Below are 26,650 nucleotides of genomic sequence, written 5' to 3'. Positions count from 1 at the left end.
TCGAGCTCTATGTCACGAGCAACGCCTGGAGCATTGCTTTCGCGGCAGGCTCATTCTTCTCGGCGATCCAACGTGCAATCTGGCGGACTGCTGCGACTTGTTCGGCCGTGAATAGCAGCGGTGATCCTGGCGCCGGCGGCGTTGGCGCCAAAGCGTGACCGATCGTTTCGATCAGCATCGGGATGCCGTCGCCGCGTTGGGCCGACACTTGTAAGCCCGGCGGGCGATGCCCGACGTTGCTGATCGGTAGATCGCACTTGTTGTGGACGACGATTCCATGCGGATATGCGTCAATCAGTTGCTGATCCTCGTCGGTCCAAGCGGCTGCTGCGTCAAACGCCAGCAAGATCAGATCAGCCGCGCTGTGCAGTTGCCGAGCACGCGAGACCCCTTCTCTTTCGATCGCGTCGTCGCTGTCGCGCAGTCCGGCGGTGTCGGCCAGTTCGACCGGCCAGCTGTCAAATGCAGCGGCGGCGGTGACGGCGTCACGCGTTGTGCCGGGCTGATCGAAAACGATCGCGCGTTCGTAGCCGACTAGTGCGTTGATCAGGCTGCTCTTGCCGACATTGGGGCGGCCGGCGATGACAACTTTCCAGGGTTGGATCAAATGCAGGCCAAAGCGCGCGGTCGCGAGCAGCGCTGTAGTGCGGAGTTGGGCGTCACTGGTTTGTTGCGAGTCGAGCAGCGCCGCGATCGACGTGAGCTCGGTTTGCAGTGCGCCGTTGTACTGATCCAGCAAATAACCAGCGGTGCGCGACGTGTGGGCACCGGCCAGCGCGATTCGAGCAGCAGCGCTGATTGGCGACGTTTCACTGCGTTGGGCGTAATCAGTCCATGCGATCTCGCGGCAGCCAGCGGCTTGCAGGTGATCCAGGATGCGGCGCGATGCAGCGATGCCGCCGTGGCAATGAACTTCGATCCGCGCCGGACCGGTGCGACTGACGACCAACTCTTCTCCCTGGCCGGCTGCCGAGTCTCGCCAGTGGCCGACCAGAATGTCGCCCACCGTACTGGCTGAAGCTTGGGTGTTGCCCAGGGGAAAGAAATGAAGATCAACGGCAGGGTCTGCGCCAGGGCCCTCGACGACGATGGTCGCAATTGCGCTGCGCCCGCTGGGGGTGACGAGGGCGGCTATTGTCTCCGCTGCTTGGTTCATCGCGGGGCCTTCGCGTTTCGTGCGGCGATGGCGACTCCGCCCAGCACCAGGTGATCGATGGTGACGCTTTCGATCGGCATCTGCGGGGCCAGTTTGGCGGCGTCGCCGCCTGCGAAGATCACTTGTGGCGATTGTCCGTTCAGTTCGGCGGTAAAGCGCGCGATCAGCTCTCGCACACCGCCGACGGCGCTATAGAAGAGTCCGCTACGCATTGCGGCGAGCGTATCCAGGCCAATCGCCGGCGGGACTTCACCAACGTCAACGGTGATCTCGGGCAGCATGTCGGTTTGCCCAGCCAGTGCTCGGGCCGCCATCTTCATGCCGGGGACGATAGCTCCGCCAAGGAAGCTGCCGTCGCTGGCAACCACGTCGACCGTGATCGCGCTGCCTGCATCGATGATGATCGCCGGGCGCTGGGGATCGCGTATTGCATTGGCTCCGACCGCTGCCGCCAAGCGATCCATGCCGACCTTTTCGGGCGCGGCGACGGTGACTTGCAGCGGCAGATCGCGGTGCGAAAGGACGCGGCATGAATCGTCAGGACGCGTCTTGCTCAGCCAGCTGGCAAAAGCTGCTTGGCCGGGACGATTGACGCTGACGATATGCCAAGTAATCGGCTGAGCAGGCGCAATGCTGGCCAGCGGCGCAAAGTCAGGCTCACGTGAGGCAGTGCTGAACGTGGAGGTCGGCGCAGGCAAAGGACGCGTGTCTGCAGCTGCAAACAGGCCGATGTGGATCGACGTGTTGCCGACGTCGACTGCTCCCCACGCGCCGCTCATGACCTTATCTCGCTCAATAATTAGATCTTTTGTCGTGCTTTGTCTAGCTCGTCGCCGGCGCGGCGCAGCAGCACGTTCAAATTTTCGCCGGTCACGGCGGAGATCAGCAGCACTTCGCCTCCGGTGATTTCGGCCAGTTTGTCGCGGACCTCTTGGCCGTCAGGCAACTCGGCTTTGGTGACGCACAAGATCTCAGGTCGAGCGGCCAGGTCGGCGTCGTACTGCTTCAGCTCATGGCGAATCGCTTTGTAGTTTTCGATCGGATCGGTGCCGTCAACCGGCGCCGGTTCGACCAGATGAATCAAGATACCGGCGCGTTCGACATGGCGGAGGAACTCGTGTCCAAGTCCTACCCCTTCGCTGGCGCCTTCGATCAAACCGGGGATATCAGCCAATACGAAGGTGCGATCGTAGTCGACCTGTACCTGACCGAGGTTCGGGAACTTTGTGGTAAATGGGTAGTCGGCGATCTCGGGTCGTGCTCGAGAGAGACGTGATAGCAGCGTGCTTTTGCCGGCGTTCGGCTTGCCGATCAAGCCGATATCGGCGATCGACTTTAGCTCAAGGATCAGCTTGCGGCGTTCCCCTTTGCCCCCTGGCGTCGACTGGCGCGGCGCGCGATTCGTCGAGTTTTTGAAGCTGAGGTTGCCGCGCCCGCCGGATCCGCCGCGCGCGGCGATCATTTGCTCGCCGGCGACGTTCAGATCTTTCATGACAAAGCCAGCGTCGGCTTCGATCACAACGGTTCCTAGCGGCACTTTAATGGTCACGTCTTCGGCCGACTTGCCGGTGCGATTGGCAGGGCCGCCGTTGTTGCCGCGATGACCGCGCCAATGCTTGGTGTGCGACATCGCCATTAGGCTGTCGACCCCTTCTTCAGCGACCAGGATGATGCTGGAACCACTGCCGCCGTCCCCGCCGTCGGGCCCGCCGTTGGGAACATACTTTTCACGACGAAAGCTCATGCAGCCGTCGCCGCCTGAGCCACCTTCGACTTCGATAACAACGCGATCTACAAACATAGTCTGCCTACGAACGAAAACAGGGATGACCCGAACTGGATCATCCCTGGTATTTTACTGTTTTGCTAGCGCGAAAGCACAATTACATGTGCTGTCGTAGGCTAGTTCGCTTCGACGGCCGCGGGGACCGGAACGATATTGATGCGGCGACCCTCTTGGTCAAACAGCACCGAGCCATCGCAAAGAGCGAACAGCGTCCAGTCTTTGCCGCAACCGACATTCTTGCCGGGGCGCCATTTGGTGCCCAGTTGACGGATAAGAATATTGCCGGCTCGAACCTTTTCGCCGCCAAACTTCTTGACGCCGCGATACTGGGGATTCGAATCGCGACCGTTGCGGCTCGAACCTTGACCTTTCTTATGGGCCATGTCACCTAACTCCTGGTATGTGATTTCCGCCGATGGCGAGAATGTGCAATTTACCTAGCGTCGCCGCAACACCGGGACGAAACTACTTTTTTAACGGTAAACCCACTCGTAGTCAACCTGACCCTGGACGCCGAACCGAATCTCGTCTTCATGTTCGTTATAGCGATCGCCGGGACGCCAAAAATTGAGCTTAAGCATCTTGGTCTGGAACGAGCGATGTGACCCGATTTTCATCGGATCAAGGTCTTCTGGCTGATCGGTCCAACGAAATGCGTTGGTCAGGCCGTCGACATAGATCGAAAAATAGTCGGTGTTGGGGTCAATGTCTTCCCAGATCGCCACGCCCCAGATACCGTTGTCGACTTCTTCGGTACTGACCGGAATATCGAAGCGGCTGATCGAAACCGTGTCGTACAAAGGGGTTCCGCCCATCTCGCGAGCTGCAATCGGCGCCATCGCCACCGGGACGAGCCGGTCGAGATACTCCTTCTTCTGATCGCTCGATTCCAGCAAAAATCGCGGGAACATGCGGATCGGCGTGGTCGAGTCGCTGGCTTGCGTCGCTTCGTAAAGCGTGTCGCCGGTCTCAAATGTGGTTGGCTTTGATTCTAGCGGGTTGCCCATGTTGCGAACGCGGAAGACCATATACCATAACATTTTACGCTGCATTTTGCCGGTCGGCTGCGGCACGTCGACTTCGATCATGCGGATCGGTTTGAACGAGAAATCGAGCCCCCAGATGTTGCGGCGATAAATGACCTTCTCGGCCATGGCCTTCAGAGTCCGCGATTCAGGCAGCGTCTCCGGCGACCAGTCGAGTCCTTGAGCACCTTGAATGAGTTCCAGGATAGGTTCAGGGCCGGTAAAAGTTTCTTCGGACCGCAGGTCCGAGGGAATGTTGGTCAGCACTCCTTCGGCAAAGACCCGGCGAGGCGGATTGTGCGGATTTTTCGGCCCCGCCGGCGCAGGCTGTGCCGCTGTAGCATTGATCGCGACTTCACCGCCGCCAGGCTGTTGAGCAACTGCCAATGGCACAGCAGCAAGGGCAAACAGTAGCAGCGCAGCGGTATTTGTACGACGCAACATGCTGGCGATTCCAGACGGGTAGAGCTATCGAAGACGAGCCAGGGCCACAAAAATGCCGTAACCCAAGCCTTTAAGTATACTTGCCTAAATTGCCCAGGGTCAAGTTTCTGAGCAAAACTGGTGGAAATCCGGAGATAGGTGGTACTTTAGTGGCCATGTGTGGGGGGGGGCTAGGTTTTCGCCGGACAAAGTTCAGGGGTGTCGCCAGATGTAGGGTCCGCTGTGCGGACCACGGGAATCACAAGAAAGCATGCAAGCATTCGAGCAGGGCAGCTGGTCCGCACAGCGGACCCTACTTATCTACTTATCTGAAGTCCCGGAAGCCCGCGTGAGATTTTTCTCATTGGGTTTGTAACAAACCGGCCAGAGTTCCGCTGTGCTAGGTAGAGACGAGACGCAACCTACCTTCCCACCACAACTTGCTCCCAGGACTTTAAGCCATGATCCACTCGACCAAAACCATCGCTGCCCTGATCGCCGTCGCACTTTTGACCTTCGCTGTCAGCGGGGCCGAAGCAGGCAACAACCGCGGTGGGTCCAACCATAAAAAACAGTTCAACAATCACCAGCACAGCCAGCAGCACAAAAACTTTCAACACAAATTCAATCACAACGCCCATATCAACAACTTCAAGCCGACCCAGCACCACAACCAACACCACAACAACTTCCACCCGACCCAGCATCACAACCAACACCACAACAACTTCCACCCGACCCAGCATCACAACCAACACCACAACAACTTCCACCCGACCCAGCATCACAACCAACACCACAACAACTTCCACCCGACCCACCATCACAATCAACACCACAACAATTTCCACCCGACCCAGCATCACAACTCGGGGCACCATCTGCACTTCGATCACCACGTGCTGAACGCGTGGCTCGGCAACTAATGTCTGGTCTACTGCAGTTCACGCCGCTCAGGCTTGCTAAGAGGGCTGCTTTCTCTCGGACTATCCGCGGGAAAGCAGCCCTCTTTTTTTGTTTAATTGCTCAGCGGCGTCACGTATGCTGAGCGAACTGCGTGAATCGTTCGGAGTCACGCCAGCAATCGAGCAGGACCGATGGTCCGATACACTGAGCAGGACCCAACGGCATGGCGATATTCGTAATCGGAGCAGTCGTCGCTGTGGTGATTGCGGCAGCGATGATCCGTCGCTGGTTAGACCTTTGGAAGGTAATTGTGAGCTATGCGATCCTATCACTGATCATGCTGCAGCCAGCCGATATGGGAGAGTGGATCTTGCAAGTCTGGCCACTGACGCTGGTCCTGGCGATCTTGGCCTGTGCGGCAGGTTGGATCGGGCAAAAGGTTGTTAGCCGTGACGACGGCTGGGGATATGCTTTTCGCCTAGCGTTGATTTTCACGCCGCTGCTGTGGGGCGCTGCAAATTGCTGGGATTAGAAGCGGCTGAGGTGCGTGGTTAGTGTGCAAGTTTTCGACTTCGCTGAGCCGATGTACCGCACCGTGGACCCGACTTTCCCTACTCTCCCGGCTGCGTCTCTTCAAACTCTCTCGGTTGGGGAAGCTCAAATTCAATTGGTGGCAGCAAAACGACTAGGTCGCACTCGTCGTACTGCCGGTCGTACCTGTCAGCGACGCGCTGGCCGTCGATAACGCTGCCGTCCGTATCATCTCCGCCGTTGTCGATGCCGTTCAGGAAGTAACTGTAGAGCAAGAAGCCAGACTCGCGGCGAGAGTAGTGCAACAGCTTGCCGGTGAACGGATCGGTGAGCAGAGGGCTCGTTTCGTCGTCGGCAATTGCTTCCAATGATTCGGGGTACTGGCCGTGTTGTAAGCGATATTTTTCGAGCAGGACGCCGGCGCGGATCAAGTGCAGATCGGTGTTGCAGCGAAACTCGCCTCCCAATAGATGAGATGCAAACGGTTTTTCGTATTGGGCAATGAAGTTCCCCAATAATTCGCCGCGCGCCCGTTGGTTGATGGTGGCTGAAAATAGATTCATTGGTTGGGCGCTGTTTTGAAATGCCGCTTCGAGTTCATCGGCTCCGCGAGTTGAAGACTGATAAGCGTCAAGTGAGTTCGGTAGCCGCGCCGCAGCGGCAGCACGGTCGTGCCAGCCATTGAGAGTCGCCATCATCGCATTGCGATCGAAGGGAGCTGAAGTAAGCAGGTCGAACGCAGGCGGAACCGAACCATCATAGAGATCTCGTGTAGCCGATTCGTCACCACGACAGATGCTCTGGCCAATATCAAGCAATTCAAAACGCCAATGATAATCAGTCACATCGGCAGCTTCATGAATTGGTTGCTGCACGGCGAGAAAGGTTTCGATTTCGGTCAACAGTTGCGCATCACATTGCCCACTGTTAAGCAGCGTCCATGTCGCATCATAGGCTCTGTCACGCAGTGCAATCGCGACCAGCAATTGGATGTACGAGGGGGCAGTCGACCGTGCGTCGCTCAGCTGATAGATGGTTTGAATATCGCGCCAAGCAAACTGCGGTTGCTGCTGTCCGATGGAGCGCATCGCGCGGATCGTTAAGCACCGGGAGATGTCTCGGTACATGTAGACGACCGCATCAATGTTGCCAAACCAAGAAACATTTTTCGCATCAAGCAACTTAGTCGAAGGTGAATAAAAGTCGGGCCTTTCACCGACCTGGTGCAATTGATCGAGCTGATGTTGTTGCGAGTCGAGCCAGTCGGATAACAGTGAAAATTGCTCGCTCCGCCAGGGCGAATTGGCCGCCGCCCGAAACGCTTCGTCGGGATCGACAGGGTAATAATTAACATCTTCATCGAGTGAGTCACGACTTAACCAGTCGCGGACTTCCGTTTGAAAAGTCCAGTCATCCAGCGAGCGCCAGCCAGAGTCGGCCGGCGGTTCGATCTGCAGAGCATCGCAAACCAACTGCTGGTGCTCCGGTGAGAGCCCGGCTGGCTAAGTCGCCTGCAGAATGACTACTGCTTTGTTTTGCTCCGGCGGAATGCGTGGTCCCTGCCGCTGTCGGATCGCCGCGACATAGTCCACGTAGCCATCGGCTGTTAGCGGCTCGGTTAGATGGGTCGTCGCTTGGGAGATCATCAACGGCCGGGCCGGACCAAACGCCAACCAAACCAGCAGTAAGAAGATCACACCCAGCGTGGAACCGATTACGAGCAGATAAACTTTCCATTTTTTCATGGCAGTGTCGTCTCAAATCGCGAGGCTACATCGGGTGGGTTGATTGTAGTCGGTGCGGCGATTGCAGGTCACGCCGATTGATGAGAAAGCTTCTTGTTCCAAGATTCTTTGCCCTGCGGCGAATTAACCAGCTAGGCCGCTTGTCGAGCATCGGCTTGACCGCCAAACTGACCCACTGATTGAATTCTTCCTTTTGCTGGAAAGCCGCCGCGCCATGTTGGGGCCTATTGTCTGGATGATTGTCGGGCTGATTGGGCTCGTGGTTGGGGGAGAGTTATTGGTTCGCGGCGCGTCGAAATTGGCGGCGCTGGCCGGGATCTCTCCGTTGATAGTTGGTTTGACGGTAGTTGCGTTTGGTACCAGCGCCCCGGAATTGGCGGTCTCGTTAAGCGCCAGTTTGCAGGGAAATACCGATATCGGCGTCGGCAATATTGTGGGGAGCAATATTTTTAATGTGCTTGCCGTGTTGGGTATGTCGGCGCTGATTGCGCCGCTGGTCGTCTCCAGCCAATTGATCCGCTTGGATGTGCCGCTGATGGTGGCCTTGTCATTTTTGATGCTGGCAATGGGATTGGACGGCCAAATCAGCCGCCTGGATGGCGGCATCTTGTTTGGTATTTTGATCCTCTATATCGGTTGGCTGATCTATCAGAGCCGCAAAGAAAAGCAAGCCGTCCTTGATGAATTCAACGGCGAGTATGGCGCCAAAGGAAAATTGAGTCTCGGCATGTTGCTAGTGCAGTTGGCGCTGATTGCGGCTGGATTGGTCGCGCTGACTTTTAGCGCGCAATGGTTGGTCACCGGCGCTAGTGAGATTGCCCGCTATTATGGGATGAGTGAACTTTTGATTGGACTGACGATCGTCGCCGTTGGAACGTCATTGCCCGAAGCGGCGGCATCGGTGATGGCGAGCATCCGTGGCGAACGCGATATCGCGGTCGGCAACATCGTGGGGAGCAACATCTTCAACATCTGCTGCGTGCTGGGATTATCGGCGCTGGTCCCGGTCAACGGGATTCCCGTTTCGGCAGCCGCACTGCAGTTTGATATCCCCGTGATGATCGCCGTGGCGGTCGCGTGCTTGCCGATCTTTTTTACCGGCTACACGATCGCGCGATGGGAAGGGTTGTTGTTCGTCTTCTATTACATCGCCTACACGACCTATTTGATTCTGGTCGCGGTCGATTCAACGTTGGTTGATCCATTTGGCGTGATGATGCTGGGGTTTGTCTTACCGCTGACGGTGCTCACATTGTTGGTGACGACGTTCCGGGCGCTGCGCAAGCCGGCGAAGGAGTAGAAGAGAGAGCGGAAATCGAAAAGCCGTAGGACAAAGGGAACAAGCGAGGAACGAGCCATTTCACTAATTAGGCGTCGCTCGATGACGTAATCCAGCTTGAACTTGCAAGCCGATTGTTGGGTTTCGCTTCGCTGCACCCAACCTACTAATTACGGTTACACCAGTCTAGCGAACTGGTGCGGCGGCGCCTGCGGCGATAGAAGAGGGGCCGGCTTCGTAGGCGGAGAACTCGCCCCAGACCGGAAAGTGATCCGAGACATCCATCGCTTGATCTTGCGTCAGGCCAAACTCTTGTTGCGTGTCAAAAACGTCGGCTGAGCCGGTGAACTCACGCGTGTCGGCGGCGAGAAAGACGAGATTGTCGTAGCTCGATTTCCGTAGCGTGTTGGTCGTTTGATCGGCGACCGTCCAGGTGATGCCGGGAACTTGCCCTAGAGCGCCGAGATGCTTGTAGTCGACGTTCAGATCACCCAGCAAAATAACGTCATCTTCTGGTCCGCTATAGCGCACCAGTTGATAGACTTCGCCCAGCGCGTCGAGCTCTTCATCGGTTTCGTCCGGATCGGTATGGATGTTGACCAGGGTGAAGCGAAACGGAGCCCGCGAGCGATCCGCGCCGATCGCGCGAAACGAAGCGACCAGTGGTTCGCGATGCAGCAAGTCGCTGGGGTCGTTGATCGTGAAGACCGAGTCGGGCTCGACTGCGATTCGGTTTTTGTCATAGATAAAAACGTACTGCTCTTTGCTATTGGAGCGTCCGAGTCGCGGGCCAACGATCGCATCGTAATTGCGGCCGGTGCTGTTGATCAGTTGCAGAAACCGCGGAATCACGTCTTGTTCGACGCTGCGTAGCTCTTGCACCGCGACCAGATCAAACTTGCGCACGATCTCGACCAACACCTGCATCGCTTCTGGCTTGTTTAGCTTGGACTGCCCGAAGACTTGAATGTTGTACGAGGCGATCCGGATTGTGTCGCCTGACGGAGGCGCAGTCACGCCGCCGGTTGTTGGCGCCTTGCCGGTAGTGACGCCGGTTGTAGGGGCATCGCTCGGCTGGGTTTGCTTTTGTTGCTGCGCGAGTTCGGCGGCGACTTTTTCAAGCTGCTCGACATTGCAGCCTGCAGCGCAGGCCAAGCCGGTGATAAATGCCAAGAACGAGAGAATGGCGGCCCGCATCGCAGCCTCCTTGCTGTGCAGAGAGCGAGAATGGATTAATAGCGCGCGGAGCGTATCAAACCAGCGGCGCCAGCAGCCAGATCAATTTCGCGAGATTTGCGAAATTGTAGTGCGCATGAAACATCGTCTTATTGCTTTTCGACGCGACCGCCGGCCAGGCGAATTACCTCGTGCCCTTGCGCGGCGATCGAGTTGTCATGGGTGACCATGACGATCGTGAGATTTTGCTCGCGATTGAGCCGCTTCAAGATCTCCATGATCTCGCCGCCGGTCTGCTCATCTAGATTGCCGGTCGGTTCATCGGCCAGCAAGATGCGCGGCTTCGCGATCAGCGCTCGTGCGATCGCGGTTCGTTGCATTTCGCCGCCAGAGAGTTCGCGCGGTTTGTGGGTGAGTCGGTGGCTGAGCCCGACCATTTCGATGAGTTCTTCGGCCCGCTTGCGGAACTGTTTGCGCGCCGCCCAATAACGCCAGATGCCGTGAGAGATCATGATCGGCGTCAGAACGTTTTCTAGCGTCGATAGCTCTGGCAACAGGTGGTAGAACTGAAAAATCATGCCAAACGCGCGGCTGCGAAGAGCGTCGCGTTGTCGCGAAGTGAACTTGTCGATCCGCGTATTGGCGAAATGGATTTCGCCGGAATCTGGCGTATCCAGTGTCCCCATTAGGTGCAACAGCGTACTTTTGCCGCTGCCGCTTTGCCCGATGATCGAGGTGATTTTTCCTTCTTCAGCGGCGAAGTCGACTCCGCGAAGAACCGGAATAGTCAGGCGACCTTTGCGGTAGCTTTTGTGAAGATCACGTGTTTCAAGCAACGGTTTCTTCTTTTTTTTGCTTGGCTTTTCGCTCGTCGTCGCTGGCGCACTCGCCGAGGCGGCGACAGCAGGCTGCGCAAATTTTGCCGGACTAATATGCGGGCCGCTTGGTTCTTTGCGGCGTGCTTCATGATCGGGCAACACGCTTTCGCGCTGCAAACGGATTTCGAGAGCGGACATGCCGTGCGATTCTGTGTTACTCATAGCGAAGTGCCTCAACTGGATGAAGTCGCGCGGCTCGCATCGCCGGCAAAACGCTCGCCAAAACGGCGATCAACATCGCGCCGGCGACAACCCAGGCAATGCTCCACGGTTCAACGATGGTCGGAATCTCGCGGAAGTAATAGACCGTCGGATCAAAGACCTCGCGACCGGTGATCCATTCGATCACCTTCGCGATGCGGTTAATATTGACGACAAAGAGCAGGCCGAGCACCATGCCGACGCCGGAGCCGACGATGCCGAGTGACAATCCATAAGCGACAAAGATGCTCATGATGCCGCCGCCTGAGGCGCCCAGCGATTTCAGAACTCCGATGTCTTTGGTCTTTTCGACGACGATCATGTAGAAGGTCGCGAGAATGCCGAATCCGGCGACCCCGATGATCAAAAACAGCAGGATATTGAGGATCGTCTTTTCCATCTCGACTGCTGATAGCAGCGGGCCTTGCAGATCGCGCCACGATTGAATGCGATACGGACTGGCCGAGGGAGGAAACGCGGCACGAAGCTTGTCGGTCGCTTGTTGCAGGTTGACTCCCTCTTTCAACTTAATTTGGATCGTCGAGATTGCAGTGCCATGCTCGGGATGAATCATGCCACGCAATCGCTGCATCTGATCAAGGGGCATGAAGGCGAACGCGGCGTCGTATTCGCTCATCTTGCTTTCATAAAAGTCGGTCACGGTGAACGTTGCGTTCATCGCTTTGGGCGGATTTTCGGCTGTGGGGAAAGTAAGTTTGACGTCATCGCCCGGGAGAACCATGAAGTAATCCTTCACTTCTCCGGTCGCCTGATCGCGATCACGAACGCTGCCGATGGCGATGCCCAGGATTAGCCCCGTTGCTTGGTTGGTCAGCGGATCGTAAGTCGATTCGGCAGGCAAGCCGCGACGCGATGAAAAAGGATCGGCGCCCTTTTTGTTCGGATCATAGAGCTCGGCGTTGGTCATCTTGTTCAGTTCTTCCGGTCGCGCTCCGGGCAGCGGCGGCGCATCGGCGTCGGTCGCGAACGGGGGTAAGACTGCCTTTGCCGGCAGCTCTTCTTCGTGATTGACCAGATCAACCGGGGCAGGTTGGGCGATACGTTTTTGGCGGAGCAGATCTTGATCGGGCCAACGGCCGGTTTCTTCAAATTCACGGAATTGCGACAGCTGCATTTCCAGCTCACGCTCGTACAGCACTTTGCCGCGGCGATGGCCCCAACCGGCGTCACGCAGGGGAGATCCTTCGTCTCCTTCGTAGCCTGACTCTTTCAGCTTGAAGTCGACGTGCTCGCGATTGGCAGGGTGTTTGAGGTATTGGGTAAAGTCGCTAACTTTGGCGTACGACTCGGGATCGATGCCGACCAGCGTCACATGCCGCGGCATCCATTGATCCCGGATCTTCATGCTGAGCATCGCCGGCACATGCCCTGTCATGGTGATGGACTCGATGTCATCGCCGGCCACGGCTTTGACTTTTGCGAGTTCTTCTTCCCAATGATAGAAGCCGTTCAGACTGTGGCTTTCTAAGACGATGTCCGACAGGATGCCATGCAAGCGCGAGTGCATCTCGTGCGAGAAGCCTGACATGACCGAGTTGACGACGATCATCGTAGCCACGCCAAGCGTGACGCTAATGATCGAAGCGAGCGCGATATAGCGCGTTCGCAGATATCGCAGGCAGAGTATCAGCTTGTACATCGCCAGTCCTTCGGCTATCTCGATGGCGGCGGCTTCCTTGCCGACGCGGATCAATCGGCAAGCTCTATTCGTGCGACGCTTCGTGCCGCAGGAGGGGGAATAGAATGATCTCGCGGATCGTTTGCGTATTAGTAAGTAACATGACTAACCGGTCAATCCCAATTCCTAAACCGCCAGCCGGAGGCATGCCGTTTCGCAGCGCTCGGATGAAGTCGTGGTCCATTTTGGCCATCGAGTCTTCGTCTGCCTGACCATCTAGTTGCGTCCGGAATAGCTTGTCCTGCAGGTCAGGATCATTCAGCTCGGTATAGGCGTTGGCGACTTCCATGCCGTTGATAAACAGTTCAAACCGCTCGGCGACCGCTGGATTGTCGGTTTTGCGCTTAGTCAACGGACAGATGCTAGCAGGGTAATCCATCACAAAGATGGGGCCCTTCAACTGATCTTCGACTTTTTCTTCAAAGATCTCGTTGCGGATGACATCGGGATGTTTGCCATCGGTAGCGAGTCCCAGATTGATCGCGTACCGCTTCACGGCCGCGTCGTCGGTCGGATCGATTCCGGTGTTCTCTTGAAACAGTTCGGCGTAGGTGCGACGCTCGAACGGAGGAGCGAAGTTAACCATCGTTTCGCCATACGGCAGGTCAAAACTAGCGCCGATTGCGTTGATCGCACCAGAGATGACCGCTTCGGTCAGATCCATCATCGAGCGATAGTCGCCGTAGGCTTGATAGACCTCGAGCATGGTGAATTCTGGATTGTGCTTGGGGCTGATTCCTTCGTTGCGATACACGCGACCCAGTTCAAAGACCCGCTCCATACCGCCGACCAACAGGCGTTTTAGATGCAGCTCTAGCGCGATCCGCATGTATAGTTCCATGCCCAGCGCGTTGTGGTGCGTGGTGAACGGTCGAGCCGCGGCGCCGCCGGCGATTGCGTGCAACGTTGGGCCTTCGATCTCGATAAAGCCTTGATCGGAGAGGGTTTTGCGGATCGATTTGACGATTTCGGTCCGTTTGACAAAGCGTTCGATCGCTCCATCGGTATGGGCCAGATCGAGATAGCGCATCCGTTGACGCAGTTCGGGATCGGTCAGACCTTTGTGCTTTTCTGGCGGCGGATCGAGGGTCTTGGTCAGAAAATGGAGCTCTTCGACGAAGATCGTCAGCTCGCCGGTCTTGGTTTTGCGCAGTTCGCCATCGATGCCGACGATATCGGCCAGATCGAGACATTGGGCGATTTGCCAATTGCGTTCGCCAACCTGATTTTGGCCGATAAAAATCTGAATTCGCCCGGTTCGGTCACGCAAATCGGCGAAAACCAGCTTGCCTGTCGGCCGCATCAGCACAATTCGACCGGCGATGCGGACCTTGGGGCCGGAGTAGGAGGTGACGTCCTTCCCCTCTTTGGATTCGGTCGTTTCAACGATTTCCGCCTCCCGAGCACGGACCTCGGCAATCGCCATCTGATCGTCAAACCGCTGCCCCCATGGGTCGATCCCCAAGTCGATTAACTGCTGCATCTTTTGGCGGCGAGCCGCTTCAAGCGCTGAGTGATTCGCTTCATCTTCCGTGACTGTCCATGGGCGATCCTTGGCGGTCAGTAGCTTGCCGATGACCCGTGTCAGCAAATCTTTGAAGTCATCTTGCGGCTCGTACATCTCGACGCGACTGGGCTTCAGCCCGGTGGGAAGACGGAGCAAATCATACATTTCGCCGGCGACATCTTCGCGATTGCCGTTGTGGTCATTTCGCATAAACCATACGCACTGAAGCAGTTGCGTCTGCTTGGCGCTCTCCAACACGATGTCTAGTTCATGCTGAGCGGTTTCTTTGGTGTAGGGATTGAGAGCGGTTTCGTTGTCCGATCCCAGACCGATCGTCAGCACAAGGGTCTCTTTGGCCTGCTGTAACAAGTCTTTGGACGGCGCCGCGCCGGGATGACCGTGATCGTCGGTATCAAAGCAGTGGTCGATGATTTCAAAGGTGACGCCAAACTGCGGTTTAGCGACGGTCTTGTTGAACTCTTTGAAAAACTTCCGCACGTCGCGGCATTCCTTGACCGTGTCGTTCGACCAGAGCAGGAAGACGTGGTACTTGGAGGGGCGTTTGGCGGGTGCGGCCATGAAAATTGCCTCAGTTGTCGGGCGAAAATAGCCACGGATCCTGTCCGCGGCGCAATTGCGAAGGATGTAACCTCAAGAACCCCAACATTTTCCAGAGATTTGAGGACGGGTCAATGCGGGCAGATTTCCGCAGGTCCTAGGGAAGAAGGGCCGGGCTGGAAGCTTTGCGGGGGGGATGCACTGCTAGCAGCTGAGCTGCGGTCGTCGGCAGAATTGGCGACATAGCGTAGCGAGGTAATTGAGCAAGGACGGCCAGATCGAGGGTCTAGCGAATCCCCGCATGCATTATCCGTGGTGTTGGTGATCGCGAAACAAAGGTAAATCAGATTGGAGAATCACGTTCCCAACGGCAAGCAGATGTCTGTCAGCCACTCTTCAGGCGGCAATTGACTCGCGTCGTTGACATAGACCTCGTATGCCGGGAAGTCGCCTGGCTCGTGGCCGCTGTCGGGGAGCCAAACCGAGAAGAACCAGCGATAGGCTTCGTGCAGCGTGTCGTAATGTCCTTGATGCCGCAGGATGGCGCATTTGCCGCTGGGGATGGTTTGGACTTGGATGTCGCCGGTTGGTTGAAAGGTGTCGTCGACCGTGAAGCCGACGTCGGCCCGCTGTTTCTCTGGTGCAGTGACCTCGGGATCATCGTGGTAGACGCCAACGCATTCGGTACAGCCGGTCATCAAATTGTTTTCGGTAGCGAATTGTAGGACGCGACCAAACGCAGGATTCAGATTCTCGAAGCCGTAGGCGCCGATAATGCGCTGATAGGCCAGTCGCCGAGCGGGTTGCGTTTCGATACGAACGTCGGAGGAAGCGTATTTGACAGTTGACACGAGATAATCCTTGATTGATGCAGGCGGATGTTCCAGCGACTGATAGTCGCTCGGGGTGACGCCGAATGTTCGAACGAAGACACGAGTAAATGCTTCGTGTGATCCATATCCGGCGTCGAGCGCGATGTCCAAAACCGATCGACGGCGATAACGCAGGGACTGAGCCGCGCGCTCCATTCGCAATCGACGAACGTAGTCATCAGCGCTCTCGCCCACGATACCGCGAAAGATTCGATGAAAATGGCACGGCGAATAGTCAGCCGCTGTGGCCAATTTTTCAAGCGACAGATCTTCGTCCAAGTGGTTTTGGATAAAAAGCTGTACGCGGAGAATCTTGGCTTCGTAGCGTCGGCGGGTCGCGTTCATACGGTCAAATACTAATATCCGGCAACAGAGCGATCTTGATCGTTCTTGCGAAATCGAAATTTTGTTAGGCCCAACCTTTTATCCAGTAGTATCCAAGTTGCTTCGATTGAGGGATTTGTTGCAGGCCTAACGCCAATTCGTGCCAATCCTGGGGGGCAATGGCCGCCAGAGCGTAATCGGCGGCGGCCGGTTCGTCGGTTGCGTATTGGATTGGTACGGGGATGAAATCTTCCCAGCGCGGCTCGCTCGGATCTCCGTAATAATAAGCGGCGGTCGCTACTTTTTGACCGATTCGCGGCGGTTCACCACCAATCTTTTTCAGGTTGTGCGCAATGATCTTGATCACTTTCTGAGAACCGGCTTTGCCGGTCGCCATGTCGGTAAAGACCGCCAGGCGCGGAGGAATTAATGAGACAACGACTGCCGGGCAAAGATTGCCGTCTTGAAACTGACTGCGCCAATGTCGATAGCGCCATGTCGAACCCCCGATGAAGAGGAGGCCAGCGATCAGGATTGCCAGCGGCGAAAATTCGGTAGCTTGAATCGATCCCGGCTTGTCATCGACCAAGACATTGAACAGAAAGACGATCATCGCCATGCTGATCGCAAGTACTGCTGCGATTGGCGTGATCAACTCAGCTGGTTGATGGATTAAGAATGTTCCCAAATTCATGCGAACGCCGGCTGGATGCGACGCTTCGGTGGGGCCTGCACCGGTATGCTGGCTAGAGCAAGGGACATAAACGGGCTCACCGCATTGAACGCACGCGATCGTCGAACCGGCAAGTTCGAGCGGCGCGGACTCTTGCGATCCGCATTTGCAATGCGTTGTTATTCCCTGGCTGACGAAACGCGCTCTTAGCGGCTGATGTTGCTCTTTGCAAACGCTCCGTCGCCGCATGCTAAGCAACTCCCGCGAACTAAACTCGCTGGTCAAACGTTTTAACAATTCTGCGGATCCGAGCGTTTGTTGCAGTTGCAACTCTTCCGCATGCAGCGGCAGCATTGTGAGGAAGCGGATCGAATGCTCGCCCATGGCCAGTTCTCCAACCACGCTGGGGAGCACCAGCGGCGCTATGAAGATCCAGCCAGCCATCAACGTTCTTGGGTGGAACGGTTGCGGTGGGGAGCCATTAGGGAGAGTATCCGATTCGGTCAGAAACTTGTTGTTTTCATGCGGAAAACGTGCTGCGACTTTCATCCAACGGAGCGGCCAATAGTTCGCTTCATTGCGAAGCGCAACGTCTTCGATCGGCCAAGCCTGGGGAAGACAAAGTATCAGCTCCGAATAGGCGCGATCTTTCGCGTCGTCCGGCGGATTCATCGGTTGATCCGCCATGCCGCACGTGACCAGCGAATGAAAGGGACGTCCCACTGACGGTTTCACCCAAAAGATATCGACCTGCTTTTGCTCATTCACTTGATCACGAAACAGACGCGCGATGGGGCCGATGTGGGTCTCGACATGCAGACTAATCGCCATCAAAAGTTGCGGATCGCGTTCGACCATCTTTCGCATCGGCTGGTTGGTCAGCGGCGATTTGTGTTCAAGGCTTGGATCAGCGGCGACAAGGATCGCCATGGTTTGGCCAGGTTCAGGAACCTGAAGCGTCGTTCCGCAAGCTTTGCAAATTGTCTTACGGCCGATATGTTTTTCGTCGACCACAAAGCCCTTACCGCAGACAGCGCAGCGGAACTCAATCGTCATTAGGGAACGCTCGAACTAGGTCGTCGAATGAAAAGGGAACGCTGATCAGCTGCGATCGATTATAGCTCAACGTCATAATTGCCGGGTTGAAACGGGCGAGGAACCTGCTTTAGACCGGCTTGCAATTGTGCCCAAATAGCATCGTCAACTTGGGTCATTGCATGCCGTATGGCGGCAGGCTCGCTGGCGCCATAAGAGATTAGAATTGGGTGAAAGTCTCCCCAGCGTTGGACCCCATCACGATTTTCAGACGCCGTCGCTGCAGTAAAGGATGCAGCCGCTACGGTGCGTTGCCCCAACTTGACTGATGCGCCATCAATCTCGTGCAGGGAGTGCGGCATTATTTTGATCACCAATTGCGGCTCGCCATCCCCGGTCGCATTCATATCGGCCAGCACTGCCAGGAGTCGCGGTTCGAGCGAAACGACAACCGCCCCGCAGGCATCGCCGTCACGGAAGTGATTGCCGATGATCCGGTAGCGTTGAATCGCGAGAGCCAAAAAGATCGGAATCGGAATTAAAAATCCCCAGTGCTGCCACGATCCCAACGCAAGCAGCAGCAAAACCGGGATTAGCCACCACAGCAGCTCCATCGGACAGTACGAATAATAGCGTAGTAAGCGAAAGCGAACCCCAGCCGGATGTGTCGCAGAGGGGCCAGCGGGGCGGTGACCAGAAATTGCGAGCGTAGAACAAGGGACATAAACCGGTTTGCCGCATCGTTGGCAAGGAATGCTTTGGCCGGCTTGTTGAGTTGCGACCTGAAAGCTCTCGCCGCACTGGCAAGTGACGTATATTCCACGCAGAGCCGACCGCTTTTTGCCCACTGCGACCAATTGGCAAAAGCTAGGGCGTTGCATGTCGATCAATTCGATGATGCTGAAATTGTCGGACAGACGATCAATTGCTTCGTCATACCCTTGCTTTAATTTGAATTCCATCTCGTCAAGATGCAGCGGCAGCATGTACAGGAAGTTGACGGTGTGATCCTCGTGCTTCATTTCCCACGACTCTTCGCCAAACATGATCGGCGGTACGAACATCCAGCATCCCATGGGTGAGCTGGCGTCAAACTCTTCAGGCGGATTGCCGCCGGGAATCGTGTGTGAGACGGTAAAGAATGTTTCGTAATCGTGAGGAAAGCGAGCCAGAATTTTCATCCAGCGAATCGGCCAATAGTTTGCTTCCTCTTCAAACGCTTGATCGCTCAGCGGCCAATCTGCCGGTAGGCAAAGGACCAATTCGGCATAGGCGAGCTCTTCAGCGCCAGGCGGCGTCGTCATGGGACGTTCGGCCATGCCTGAGGTGATCAGCGTATGATAGGGGCGATCTTGCGTCGGCTTTACGTGGAAGATGTCGACATGCACCGTATCAGAAATCATTTCGTGAAAAACGGTTTCGATCGGGCCAAAGTGTTGTTCGATATGCTGGCCGACTGCTTCGATCAGAGCTTCGTCACCCGTTGCGAGCTCGAAGCCTTCTTTAATCTTGTTGCTATGATCGTATAGCGTGCTGCCTCCGGTCGTATTGCCGGCGAGTTCGGCTTCGCCCTGATCGGGAACCGTTATCGCTGTGCCGCATGCTCGGCACGTGGTTTGGCGACCTACATGCTTGCTGTCCACTTGGAATCGCTTGCCACAGACTGGGCAAGCAAATTCGATCGGCATGAGAAGACTCCGCAGACTAGCAAAGAAGAGGGAGAGAGGAGATCGACGCCATTTTGTCGCCGCGTCGGTTGATCATACCCCCTGCTCTGTGGCAATGCAAAAAAATCAGGCAGTCGGCGGGGAGGTTCGATTGGTTGCAGTAGAACGCGGCTTATGGTCTGCTTCGAGCACCTCTGTTTTTAATCGTCGGCATGTCGGCTGCGAGGCATTTCTCGCTGCGATTCGGCCGCATTCCTACGGAGCCTGCAAGGTTTGTATGGCGAAATCCCCCAAAGTTGAAATCCGTTGTAATGTCTGCGGCAAGTCATTTCCGGAAGACTCCATTCTGCCAGCCGATTTGGTGCGTACGCCGGTGGTGTTGTTGATACGAAAGGCTTGTCCCGATTGGAATGAAGCGAGTCACATTTGCGTCACAGACCTGAATCGATTTCGGGCTGACTACGTGCAGCAATCGCTGGAGGCCGAGCGTGGCGAACTATCAGTTTTGGAAGATGAAGTTGTCAAAAGCCTGCGACAACACGAGATCTTGGCCGAAAACCCAGATGAAGAATTCGACGAGCACAAATCGGTCGGACAGCGACTTGCGGATCGCGTCGCCAGTTTTGGCGGCAGTTGGACCTTTATTCTCTTGTTTGGGGCGGTGTTGGTTGCGTGGATCGCGGTGAACTCGCTCACGCTGTTGAAGGCGCCGTTTGATCCCTTTCCCTTCATTTTGCTGAATCTGGTGCTATCCTGTCTTGCGGCGATTCAGGCGCCGGTCATCATGATGAGTCAAAATCGTCAAGAAGCGAAAGATCGCTTGCGTGCCGAACATGACTATCGCGTCAATCTGAAAGCCGAGCTCGAAATCCGCCAGCTCCATTCGAAGCTCGATTTGCTGCTGACGCATCAATGGCAACGCTTGCTGGAGATTCAGCAGTTACAAACCGATCTCTTAGAAGAGATCGCGAGTCGCGGAGCGAAAAAAACGTAGTGACACGTCGCTGAAAGTTGGAACAACGGGAATGAAACGTCTGCTTTCACGCTTGACCCCTTTGGCGGCGGTCTTGATTTTTTGCGGCGCCGCTTGGCTGTTGGGACACGAACTGCGCAACTATCATTGGCGCGATATTCGCCAAAGTTTGAATCAGATGCCGCCGCTAAAGATTGCGTTTTGCGCAGGGCTGATGATTCTGAATTATGCCGTCCTGGTTGGTTACGACCTGCTGGCGCTTGCAGCGATTGGCCGGAAGTTGCCGCTGCCGCGAGTGGCTTTCGCATCGTTTACAGGCTTCGCCGCGAGTTACAACTTTGGCGCCACGCTGGGCGGAGTGCCGGTGCGATATCGATCTTACTCGGTGCTCGGGCTCTCTTCGATCGAAATTTTGCAATTGACTTTGATGCTGGGGGGAACGTTTTGGGTTGGCGTCTTTGCAGCGGGAGGTCTGGCATTCATTTTTGATCCGTTTGAGCTTCCCTCTGACCTGCATTTGCCGTTTAAGGCTGTCGATGGGCTCGGCTGGGTGCTGCTGGCGATCGCAGCCGTTTATATGCTGATGACCTGCTTTTGGAAGAAGCCCTTTCTGGTTGCAGGCCATGAGATCCGCTTGCCGGGACCTGGGATCGCATCAGCACAACTCGGTGTTGCGGTGGCCGATATTTTGATCGCTGCCGGTTGCTTGTATGTTCTGCTGCCAGCGGACATCGGCATGAGCTATCCACAGTTTTTGGGTGTCTTTTTGCTGGCTTCGATTGCTGTCGTGTTGACGCATGTACCAGGGGGAGTTGGCGTCTTCGAACTGGTGATCCTCACTTTGACCGCTTCCACGACCAAGGACGACGTTGTCGCAGCGCTGCTGATTTTTCGCGTCATTTATTATCTGTTGCCGCTGTTCGCGGCGATTGTGTTGTTGGGGGGCCAGGAGTACCGCGTTCATCGGCAGCATGTCGATCCTATGGCGCAGCAGGCGCTACGAATCGCAACGGCTGTGCTGCCGACGCTACTTGCGTTTGCAGCATTCATGGCCGGTGTCGTGCTGTTGCTCTCAGGTACAACCCCCGGCGTCCGTGATCGCATCGCAGATCTAAAGCATTTCCTGCCGTTGCCGTTCTTAGAAGCGTCTCATTTTTTGGGAAGCGTGGCCGGCGCTGCGTTGTTGCTAACGGCACGAGGGCTGCAACTCAAGCTGGATTCGGCCTGGTGGGCCGCAAGTTTGTTGTTGATTGCCGGTATCATTACATCGCTGCTGAAAGGTTTTGACTACGAAGCTGCGATCCTATTATCTCTGGTGCTCGCCGCGTTAATCGCCTGCCGGGGGCGGTTTTATCGGAAGGGCTCGCTAGTGCATGAGCGATTCACGCCGGGCTGGATTGGGATGTTCGCGCTGGCGATCATCAGCGCTGTTTGGCTGGGATTTTTCAGTTATCGTCATGTCGACTACCGGAGTGACTTGTGGTGGGATTTCGCATTTCATGCCGACGCTCCTCGGTTCTTGCGGGCGAGCGTCGGTATCGCGGCGGTGATGCTGATCTTCACCGTCTGGAGACTCCTCTCGCGTGCGTCTGGTCCCCGCACGCAACAGCCGACACCAGAAGAGATGGCAATCGTGACAGCGATCGTCGCCCAATCGCCGAGGGTGACTTCAACCTTGGCGCTGCTGGGGGACAAACGGTTTTTGTTCAGCGAAGATCGTACTGCTTTCATTATGTACGCGGTAGAAAAACGATCGTGGATCGCGATGGGGGATCCTGTGGGGCCGGTCGAGCAGTGGAGCGAGTTGATCTGGAAGTATCGCGAACTGTGTGATCACTACGATGGTTGGCCCGTCTTCTATCAGGTTGCGCCAGAGAATCTGTCGATTTATCTCGATCAAGGGTTAACGCTGTTGAAGCTGGGAGAAGATGGCCGCGTACCGGTTCGCGAGTTTTCGATCGCCGGCAATCACTACAAGAGCCTGCGGTCGACTCGCAACAAGTTGCAAAAGTCTGGGTACGCTTTCGAGATCATTCCACGCAGCGAAACCGCCCCACTGATGCCGCGGTTGAAAGAGATCTCCGACGGATGGCTCGCCGAAAAGCATGCAGCGGAAAAAGGCTTTTCGCTGGCTTACTTTGACCAAGCGTATCTCAGCAACTTTGATATCGCCGTGATTCGCAATTCCGACAGCATCGTCGCGTTCGCTAACATTCTGGCAAATCAACCGCGAGAAGAAGCGTCGATTGACCTGATGCGTTACGACTCTTCGATCCCTGGCCTGATGGACTTTCTTTTTATCGAGCTGTTGCTGTGGGCGCAAAAGCAGGGGTTTGAGTGGTTCAACTTTGGGATGGCTCCGCTTTCTGGAATCGAGGATCGTCATCTAGCGCCGCTTTGGAACAAAGTCGCCGGCCTGGTCTATCGCCACGGCGACCACTTCTACAGCTTTGAAGGTTTGCGCGCCTACAAATCAAAGTTCAAACCGATCTGGGCCCCTCGCTATTTGGCGTCGCCAGGGGGCTGGGCGTTGCCGCAAGTTTTGGCCGATACGACCCGTCTAATCGGCCGTCATCGGCCGGTCACAAGCGGGGAAGAAGCCGATTTGGGCTAAACCGGGCAGCGGCGCTCAATTTTCCTTGGGATGATCTTTGCCTGTTCGGCGAATATCGTCGATGAGTGTGGGGATCTCATTAGCTAAGTAGAGTTTGACATTGTTCTCTTCAAGCACACGGCGGACGGCGGAAGGTGATTCCTCATCGCCCGGGAAGAAATGTCCAACGACAACGAGCTTTTGTGCCCCTCGCTGAGCATCATCGTTCTTGTAAATCGAACGTCCTTCAACAGCCCACTTAAAGGCTGTATTCAAAGAAGCGTCTGTATTAGCGCCCTGAAAGCGAACGGGGGTGATTAAATTGAAGCGACCATTTTGGAAGCCAAAGGGAATGTCAATTTCTTTTCTCAGGACAGGGACTTCTACTTTCAACGCATGAACGATCTTATTTCCTATTCCGGCATCTAGAAATTTCTGGTCCAGCTCCTTTTTGAGATTATCACGTTTCTCTCTAAGTGGTCTTTCCCCAAGGAGTTCCGAATACAACGATTTCAATTCGACCTCAGGATTCGTTATGCGAATCGACTTGGGATCAGAGAGCTGAATCGTGTTTGCACGCGTCGCGATGAACTCCTTTAATGCCTCCAATGAGTTTATTTTAGAGCAACCGTCGGTTAGAGATTCTTCTAGGGATTTTTTGATCGAGTTGATTCGTTGCCAATCGTGCCCTGACTTTCCAAAGAACTGCTTGATGCGACGATTGTTTTTGGACATCAGAGCTTGAAGAAATCCGCTCTGTGGACAAAACAATAGAACGCCCACATTGGCCGCTTCGAAACGACCAAGATCAGGACAGTATTGGATAACGCTATAGTAGCCTTTTTCAACTGTCATTTTCTTACGGCTCCTCATTTTTCGTTGTTAAACAGTTTTCCTTGAGGCCAGAAAATGCTTACGGCATTCTCAGCCAAGAAATCAGCACGTCCAACAATTAGATCAATCAGGGCGTCTGCTGCTTGTTTTGATACTTCCCACTCTACAGGTATATCGCCTAGGGACTGACGAACGATATCCTTTTGAATCAACTCCAGATCTGCCGCTGCTTGCTCGACAAGATCTTGCTGCAGGTAATTACTGAATTCAGGGAACCGCCCGAACGGCTTCCGGCTCTTAATTCTATCTATATTTGATAGTTTGGTCGTCCAAGGATGTCCGCAGGAGAAACAGTGAGTGTGATCCATGGTCTTCAGCTGAAACTTCCCCTGGGGGGCGTCTTCGCTGAGGAAAACATTGTCTCTGTTAATTCTCGCTCGTGGAACGGCAGAGTCCACTGATTCAGAATAACGGTCGCAATTCAAAACCCAGGTATCAAACACGACCAATCGCGAAATTGCCTCCGGATTCATGAGCAGCTTCAGTTGGCGTTCTCCACCGCTCCAGGGCACGCCATATTCTTCTCGTGTGATAAATGCGGGTCCTAGTTCCGCATTTCTTTCAAACTCCCCTCTAGGGTTGGAGAATGGTATTTCCGTGAACTCATCAACACGGATAATTGCCCAGTCAAAAACCGGCAACTTAAACCAGGCTGCCAACTGTGTAGCAACTACTTCTGCTGCTAAGGTGTGCGGTCCCTCAGGAGCTCCCATTGCCTTCAGGTATCCACGCCCTTTATCCGTATCGACGAGTGCCGGGCGGGCGCTACTCGAAAAACCGCGTATAAATCTGCGAATTTCCGTTGGCTGCCATGATTGGCTCATTATCAGGTACTTTACGAGATGCTCTGAACACCTTTGGTCACTATGCGCTTTATGCCAACTGATCATACCCCCTATTTAGAGGCAATGCAAAGCCATGAGTTTCTCGTTTTAAGGCGAGTTTCGCCAACCTTAAATCCCGATGAAACCTGACTTTACGTCGACGTAAAGTTGCTGCGAAATGGGGTGAACCTCCCGGGTGTCTGGGGGTCTCGTCTACTTGTTCCCGCTTACAGCGGCAGCTATCATGCGGGTTTATTCTGACTCTACTGGGAGAAACTGATGCGACACGTCCTTTCGGCGGTCGTCCAGAACGTGCCCGGGGTGCTTGCGCACATCTCGGGTATGCTGGCTTCGCGTGGCTACAATATTGATTCGCTGGCGGTAGGGGAAACTGACGTACCCAACCTGTCGCGGATGACCTTTGTAGTCGTAGGCGATGATCAGGTACTAGAACAAGTTCGCAAGCAGCTAGAGAAGATTGTCACCGTTGTTCGCGTTCTTGACGTCAGCTCGCAAGACTTTGTCGAACGGGACTTGATGCTGATCAAGGTTTCGACCGCTGGCGGCAAACGCAGTGAGATTCGCGAACTAGCCGACATCTTCCGCGGTCGCATTGTCGACGTTGGCGCTGAAGAAGTTGTGATCGAAATGTCAGGAACTGAAAACAAGATCATCGCGTTTATCGAAAGCGTGCGACCGTTTGGAATTATCGAGCTGGTTCGCACCGGTCGAATCGCGATCGTCCGTAGCGGTTGCAACATCGAATAAGCCGATCGAATAAACCATCGCCAAGCCGCATCGCGCGTCTTGGCAGTTCTCTTATATGCTCGCAGGGTTCCGGCCTGGGGTCGCCCTGCTTTCCGTCTACCCGTTTTGTTGCGTAACAGGAATTTTTCAATGCCCGCCAAGATTTACTACGACAATGATGCCGACCTTTCCGTCTTGAAGGATAAGACGATCGCTATTTTGGGTTATGGGTCGCAAGGACACGCCCAAGCTCAGAACCTGCGCGATAGCGGCTGCAATGTCGTAATCGGGCAGCGTCCTGGCAGCGCCAACTTTGATCTGGCCAAGAAGCACGGCTTCGAGCCGATGTCGATTGAAGACGCTGTCGCCAAGGCTCAGGTCATCAACATCCTGCTGCCGGACGAAGTCCAAGGCGACATCTACAAAGCCCACATCCGCGACAACCTGAAACCGGGCGACGTGTTGATGTGCTCGCACGGCTTTAACATTCACTTCGGTCAGATCGACCCGCCCAAGGGTGTCGATTGCTTGCTGGTCGCGCCCAAGGGCCCAGGCCACTTGGTCCGTAGCGAATATGTCGCCGGCGGCGGCGTTCCGGCGCTGATCGCACTGGGCGAAGGCGCCAGCGAAACGACTCGCAAGATCGGCTTGGCTTACGCCAAGGGGATCGGCGGTACGCGCGGCGGCGTCATCGAAACCACCTTTGCCGAAGAGACCGAAACCGACTTGTTCGGCGAGCAGGTCGTGCTGTGCGGCGGCGTCAGCGAACTGGTCAAAGCCGGTTTCCAAACGCTAGTCGACGCCGGCTATCAAGAAGAGATGGCCTACTTCGAGTGCATGCACGAACTGAAGTTGATCGTCGACCTGTTCTATCAGGGCGGTCTGAACTACATGCGTTACAGCATCTCGAACACCGCCGAATTTGGCGACTACTCGACCGGCCCGCGGATCATCACGGATGAAACCAAAGCCGAGATGAAGAAGGTGCTGACCGAAATCCAAGACGGCACCTTTGCCCGTAATTGGATCCTGGAAAACCGCGCCGGCGCTCCCCGCTTCAAAGCGATCCGCCGCCGCGAACGCGACCTACAACTAGAGCAGGTCGGCAAGCGTCTCCGCAAGCTGATGACTTGGATTGACTCGAAAGAAGTTTAATCGCTTCGCTCGAGTGATGCAGT

At 55.5% G+C, this 26,650-nt stretch carries 23 protein-coding genes; 6 read left to right on the top strand and 17 right to left on the bottom strand.

Annotated features, from left to right (window positions below):
• Window positions 1-7 precede the first annotated feature (7 nt).
• From SH421x_RS25190 to SH421x_RS25165, 6 genes are all read right to left on the bottom strand, one after another.
• Window positions 8-1,156 carry a GTPase gene (locus SH421x_RS25190; protein WP_488852783.1) on the bottom strand — a complete coding sequence of 383 codons (1,149 nt, stop codon included), beginning with the start codon at window positions 1,154-1,156 and terminating at the stop codon, window positions 8-10.
• On the bottom strand, window positions 1,153-1,935 hold the full coding sequence (locus tag SH421x_RS25185; RefSeq protein ID WP_488852782.1) for a type III pantothenate kinase: 783 nt from the start codon (window positions 1,933-1,935) through the stop codon (window positions 1,153-1,155). The genes SH421x_RS25190 and SH421x_RS25185 overlap by 4 nt, the downstream gene beginning before the upstream one ends.
• A gap of 20 nt (window positions 1,936-1,955) precedes the next feature.
• On the bottom strand, window positions 1,956-2,957 hold the full coding sequence (obgE, locus tag SH421x_RS25180; RefSeq protein ID WP_488852781.1) for a GTPase ObgE: 1,002 nt from the start codon (window positions 2,955-2,957) through the stop codon (window positions 1,956-1,958).
• Between the two features lie 101 nt (window positions 2,958-3,058).
• Window positions 3,059-3,325, bottom strand: coding sequence for a 50S ribosomal protein L27 (gene rpmA, locus SH421x_RS25175; RefSeq protein ID WP_488852780.1), 267 nt, complete (start codon window positions 3,323-3,325; stop codon window positions 3,059-3,061).
• Between the two features lie 90 nt (window positions 3,326-3,415).
• On the bottom strand, window positions 3,416-4,411 hold the full coding sequence (locus tag SH421x_RS25170; protein ID WP_488852779.1) for a hypothetical protein: 996 nt from the start codon (window positions 4,409-4,411) through the stop codon (window positions 3,416-3,418).
• 401 nt (window positions 4,412-4,812) lie between these two features.
• Window positions 4,813-5,289: a hypothetical protein gene (locus SH421x_RS25165; RefSeq protein ID WP_488852778.1), complete on the bottom strand. Its 477-nt coding sequence runs from the start codon at window positions 5,287-5,289 to the stop codon at window positions 4,813-4,815.
• Between the two features lie 230 nt (window positions 5,290-5,519).
• Between SH421x_RS25165 and SH421x_RS25160 the strand changes: the two genes are divergently transcribed.
• The gene (locus SH421x_RS25160) at window positions 5,520-5,828 is read left to right on the top strand and encodes a hypothetical protein (RefSeq protein ID WP_488852777.1); all 309 of its coding nucleotides are present in this window, start codon (window positions 5,520-5,522) and stop codon (window positions 5,826-5,828) included.
• Between the two features lie 79 nt (window positions 5,829-5,907).
• On the opposite strand, the gene SH421x_RS25155 is transcribed toward SH421x_RS25160, so the two are convergent.
• Window positions 5,908-7,299, bottom strand: coding sequence for a hypothetical protein (locus SH421x_RS25155; protein WP_488852776.1), 1,392 nt, complete (start codon window positions 7,297-7,299; stop codon window positions 5,908-5,910).
• Window positions 7,300-7,329: 30 nt separating this feature from the next.
• Window positions 7,330-7,572 (bottom strand): hypothetical protein, encoded by a 243-nt coding sequence (locus SH421x_RS25150; protein ID WP_488852775.1) that lies wholly within the window; start codon window positions 7,570-7,572, stop codon window positions 7,330-7,332.
• Between the two features lie 214 nt (window positions 7,573-7,786).
• Here SH421x_RS25150 and SH421x_RS25145 point away from each other — a divergent pair, with 214 nt between their 5' ends.
• The gene (locus SH421x_RS25145) at window positions 7,787-8,872 is read left to right on the top strand and encodes a calcium/sodium antiporter (RefSeq protein WP_488852774.1); all 1,086 of its coding nucleotides are present in this window, start codon (window positions 7,787-7,789) and stop codon (window positions 8,870-8,872) included.
• Between the two features lie 165 nt (window positions 8,873-9,037).
• Here SH421x_RS25145 and SH421x_RS25140 read toward each other — a convergent pair whose 3' ends face one another.
• From SH421x_RS25140 to SH421x_RS25110, 7 genes are all read right to left on the bottom strand, one after another.
• A complete protein-coding gene (locus SH421x_RS25140; RefSeq protein ID WP_488852773.1) occupies window positions 9,038-10,048 on the bottom strand; it encodes an exonuclease/endonuclease/phosphatase family protein in 1,011 nt (336 codons plus the stop codon).
• A gap of 128 nt (window positions 10,049-10,176) precedes the next feature.
• Window positions 10,177-11,067, bottom strand: a complete 891-nt coding sequence (locus tag SH421x_RS25135) for an ABC transporter ATP-binding protein (RefSeq protein ID WP_488852772.1) — start codon at window positions 11,065-11,067, stop codon at window positions 10,177-10,179.
• Window positions 11,060-12,820: an ABC transporter permease gene (locus SH421x_RS25130; protein ID WP_488852771.1), complete on the bottom strand. Its 1,761-nt coding sequence runs from the start codon at window positions 12,818-12,820 to the stop codon at window positions 11,060-11,062. The genes SH421x_RS25135 and SH421x_RS25130 overlap by 8 nt, the downstream gene beginning before the upstream one ends.
• A gap of 10 nt (window positions 12,821-12,830) precedes the next feature.
• Window positions 12,831-14,369 carry a lysine--tRNA ligase gene (gene lysS, locus SH421x_RS25125; RefSeq protein WP_488856488.1) on the bottom strand — a complete coding sequence of 513 codons (1,539 nt, stop codon included), beginning with the start codon at window positions 14,367-14,369 and terminating at the stop codon, window positions 12,831-12,833.
• Between the two features lie 857 nt (window positions 14,370-15,226).
• Entirely contained in the window at window positions 15,227-16,087 is an 861-nt protein-coding gene (locus SH421x_RS25120; protein WP_488852770.1) for an AraC family transcriptional regulator, read from the bottom strand.
• Between the two features lie 64 nt (window positions 16,088-16,151).
• Window positions 16,152-17,795, bottom strand: a complete 1,644-nt coding sequence (locus tag SH421x_RS25115) for a DUF3239 domain-containing protein (protein WP_488852769.1) — start codon at window positions 17,793-17,795, stop codon at window positions 16,152-16,154.
• 59 nt (window positions 17,796-17,854) lie between these two features.
• On the bottom strand, window positions 17,855-19,462 hold the full coding sequence (locus SH421x_RS25110) for a DUF3239 domain-containing protein (RefSeq protein WP_488852768.1): 1,608 nt from the start codon (window positions 19,460-19,462) through the stop codon (window positions 17,855-17,857).
• Window positions 19,463-19,718: 256 nt separating this feature from the next.
• Between SH421x_RS25110 and SH421x_RS25105 the strand changes: the two genes are divergently transcribed.
• Window positions 19,719-20,435 carry a DUF1003 domain-containing protein gene (locus SH421x_RS25105; protein ID WP_488852767.1) on the top strand — a complete coding sequence of 239 codons (717 nt, stop codon included), beginning with the start codon at window positions 19,719-19,721 and terminating at the stop codon, window positions 20,433-20,435.
• Window positions 20,436-20,466: 31 nt separating this feature from the next.
• Complete coding sequence (gene mprF, locus SH421x_RS25100; RefSeq protein ID WP_488852766.1) at window positions 20,467-23,028, top strand: bifunctional lysylphosphatidylglycerol flippase/synthetase MprF; 2,562 nt, start codon at window positions 20,467-20,469, stop codon at window positions 23,026-23,028.
• A gap of 15 nt (window positions 23,029-23,043) precedes the next feature.
• Here mprF and SH421x_RS25095 read toward each other — a convergent pair whose 3' ends face one another.
• Both SH421x_RS25095 and SH421x_RS25090 read right to left on the bottom strand, forming a co-directional pair.
• Window positions 23,044-23,862 (bottom strand): DUF3037 domain-containing protein, encoded by an 819-nt coding sequence (locus SH421x_RS25095; RefSeq protein ID WP_488852765.1) that lies wholly within the window; start codon window positions 23,860-23,862, stop codon window positions 23,044-23,046.
• A gap of 14 nt (window positions 23,863-23,876) precedes the next feature.
• The gene (locus SH421x_RS25090) at window positions 23,877-24,725 is read right to left on the bottom strand and encodes a HipA family kinase (protein ID WP_488852764.1); all 849 of its coding nucleotides are present in this window, start codon (window positions 24,723-24,725) and stop codon (window positions 23,877-23,879) included.
• Window positions 24,726-25,004: 279 nt separating this feature from the next.
• Here SH421x_RS25090 and ilvN point away from each other — a divergent pair, with 279 nt between their 5' ends.
• Complete coding sequence (gene ilvN / locus SH421x_RS25085; protein ID WP_488852763.1) at window positions 25,005-25,493, top strand: acetolactate synthase small subunit; 489 nt, start codon at window positions 25,005-25,007, stop codon at window positions 25,491-25,493.
• 129 nt (window positions 25,494-25,622) lie between these two features.
• The gene (gene ilvC, locus SH421x_RS25080; RefSeq protein ID WP_488852762.1) at window positions 25,623-26,627 is read left to right on the top strand and encodes a ketol-acid reductoisomerase; all 1,005 of its coding nucleotides are present in this window, start codon (window positions 25,623-25,625) and stop codon (window positions 26,625-26,627) included.
• Window positions 26,628-26,650: the final 23 nt, after the last annotated feature.

This window comes from Blastopirellula sp. SH421 (assembly GCF_057808535.1).
Note: the sequence above shows the minus strand (reverse complement) of the source record. Positions and strands in the feature narration are given on the sequence as shown.

Excerpts from the sequence above, each read along its gene's own strand:
- SH421x_RS25190 (WP_488852783.1), bottom strand. The coding sequence starts at position 1,156 with ATGAACCAAGCAGCGGAGACAATAGCCGCCCTCGTCACCCCCAGCGGG.
- ilvC (WP_488852762.1), top strand. The coding sequence starts at position 25,623 with ATGCCCGCCAAGATTTACTACGACAATGATGCCGACCTTTCCGTCTTG.
- SH421x_RS25140 (WP_488852773.1), bottom strand. The coding sequence starts at position 10,048 with ATGCGGGCCGCCATTCTCTCGTTCTTGGCATTTATCACCGGCTTGGCC.
- SH421x_RS25105 (WP_488852767.1), top strand. The coding sequence starts at position 19,719 with ATGGCGAAATCCCCCAAAGTTGAAATCCGTTGTAATGTCTGCGGCAAG.
- obgE (WP_488852781.1), bottom strand. The coding sequence starts at position 2,957 with ATGTTTGTAGATCGCGTTGTTATCGAAGTCGAAGGTGGCTCAGGCGGC.
- rpmA (WP_488852780.1), bottom strand. The coding sequence starts at position 3,325 with ATGGCCCATAAGAAAGGTCAAGGTTCGAGCCGCAACGGTCGCGATTCG.
- SH421x_RS25170 (WP_488852779.1), bottom strand. The coding sequence starts at position 4,411 with ATGTTGCGTCGTACAAATACCGCTGCGCTGCTACTGTTTGCCCTTGCT.
- SH421x_RS25095 (WP_488852765.1), bottom strand. The coding sequence starts at position 23,862 with ATGACAGTTGAAAAAGGCTACTATAGCGTTATCCAATACTGTCCTGAT.
- SH421x_RS25185 (WP_488852782.1), bottom strand. The coding sequence starts at position 1,935 with ATGAGCGGCGCGTGGGGAGCAGTCGACGTCGGCAACACGTCGATCCAC.
- mprF (WP_488852766.1), top strand. The coding sequence starts at position 20,467 with ATGAAACGTCTGCTTTCACGCTTGACCCCTTTGGCGGCGGTCTTGATT.
- ilvN (WP_488852763.1), top strand. The coding sequence starts at position 25,005 with ATGCGACACGTCCTTTCGGCGGTCGTCCAGAACGTGCCCGGGGTGCTT.
- SH421x_RS25150 (WP_488852775.1), bottom strand. The coding sequence starts at position 7,572 with ATGAAAAAATGGAAAGTTTATCTGCTCGTAATCGGTTCCACGCTGGGT.
- SH421x_RS25110 (WP_488852768.1), bottom strand. The coding sequence starts at position 19,462 with ATGCCGATCGAATTTGCTTGCCCAGTCTGTGGCAAGCGATTCCAAGTG.
- SH421x_RS25120 (WP_488852770.1), bottom strand. The coding sequence starts at position 16,087 with ATGAACGCGACCCGCCGACGCTACGAAGCCAAGATTCTCCGCGTACAG.
- SH421x_RS25160 (WP_488852777.1), top strand. The coding sequence starts at position 5,520 with ATGGCGATATTCGTAATCGGAGCAGTCGTCGCTGTGGTGATTGCGGCA.
- SH421x_RS25135 (WP_488852772.1), bottom strand. The coding sequence starts at position 11,067 with ATGAGTAACACAGAATCGCACGGCATGTCCGCTCTCGAAATCCGTTTG.
- SH421x_RS25145 (WP_488852774.1), top strand. The coding sequence starts at position 7,787 with ATGTTGGGGCCTATTGTCTGGATGATTGTCGGGCTGATTGGGCTCGTG.
- SH421x_RS25090 (WP_488852764.1), bottom strand. The coding sequence starts at position 24,725 with ATGAGCCAATCATGGCAGCCAACGGAAATTCGCAGATTTATACGCGGT.
- SH421x_RS25115 (WP_488852769.1), bottom strand. The coding sequence starts at position 17,795 with ATGACGATTGAGTTCCGCTGCGCTGTCTGCGGTAAGGGCTTTGTGGTC.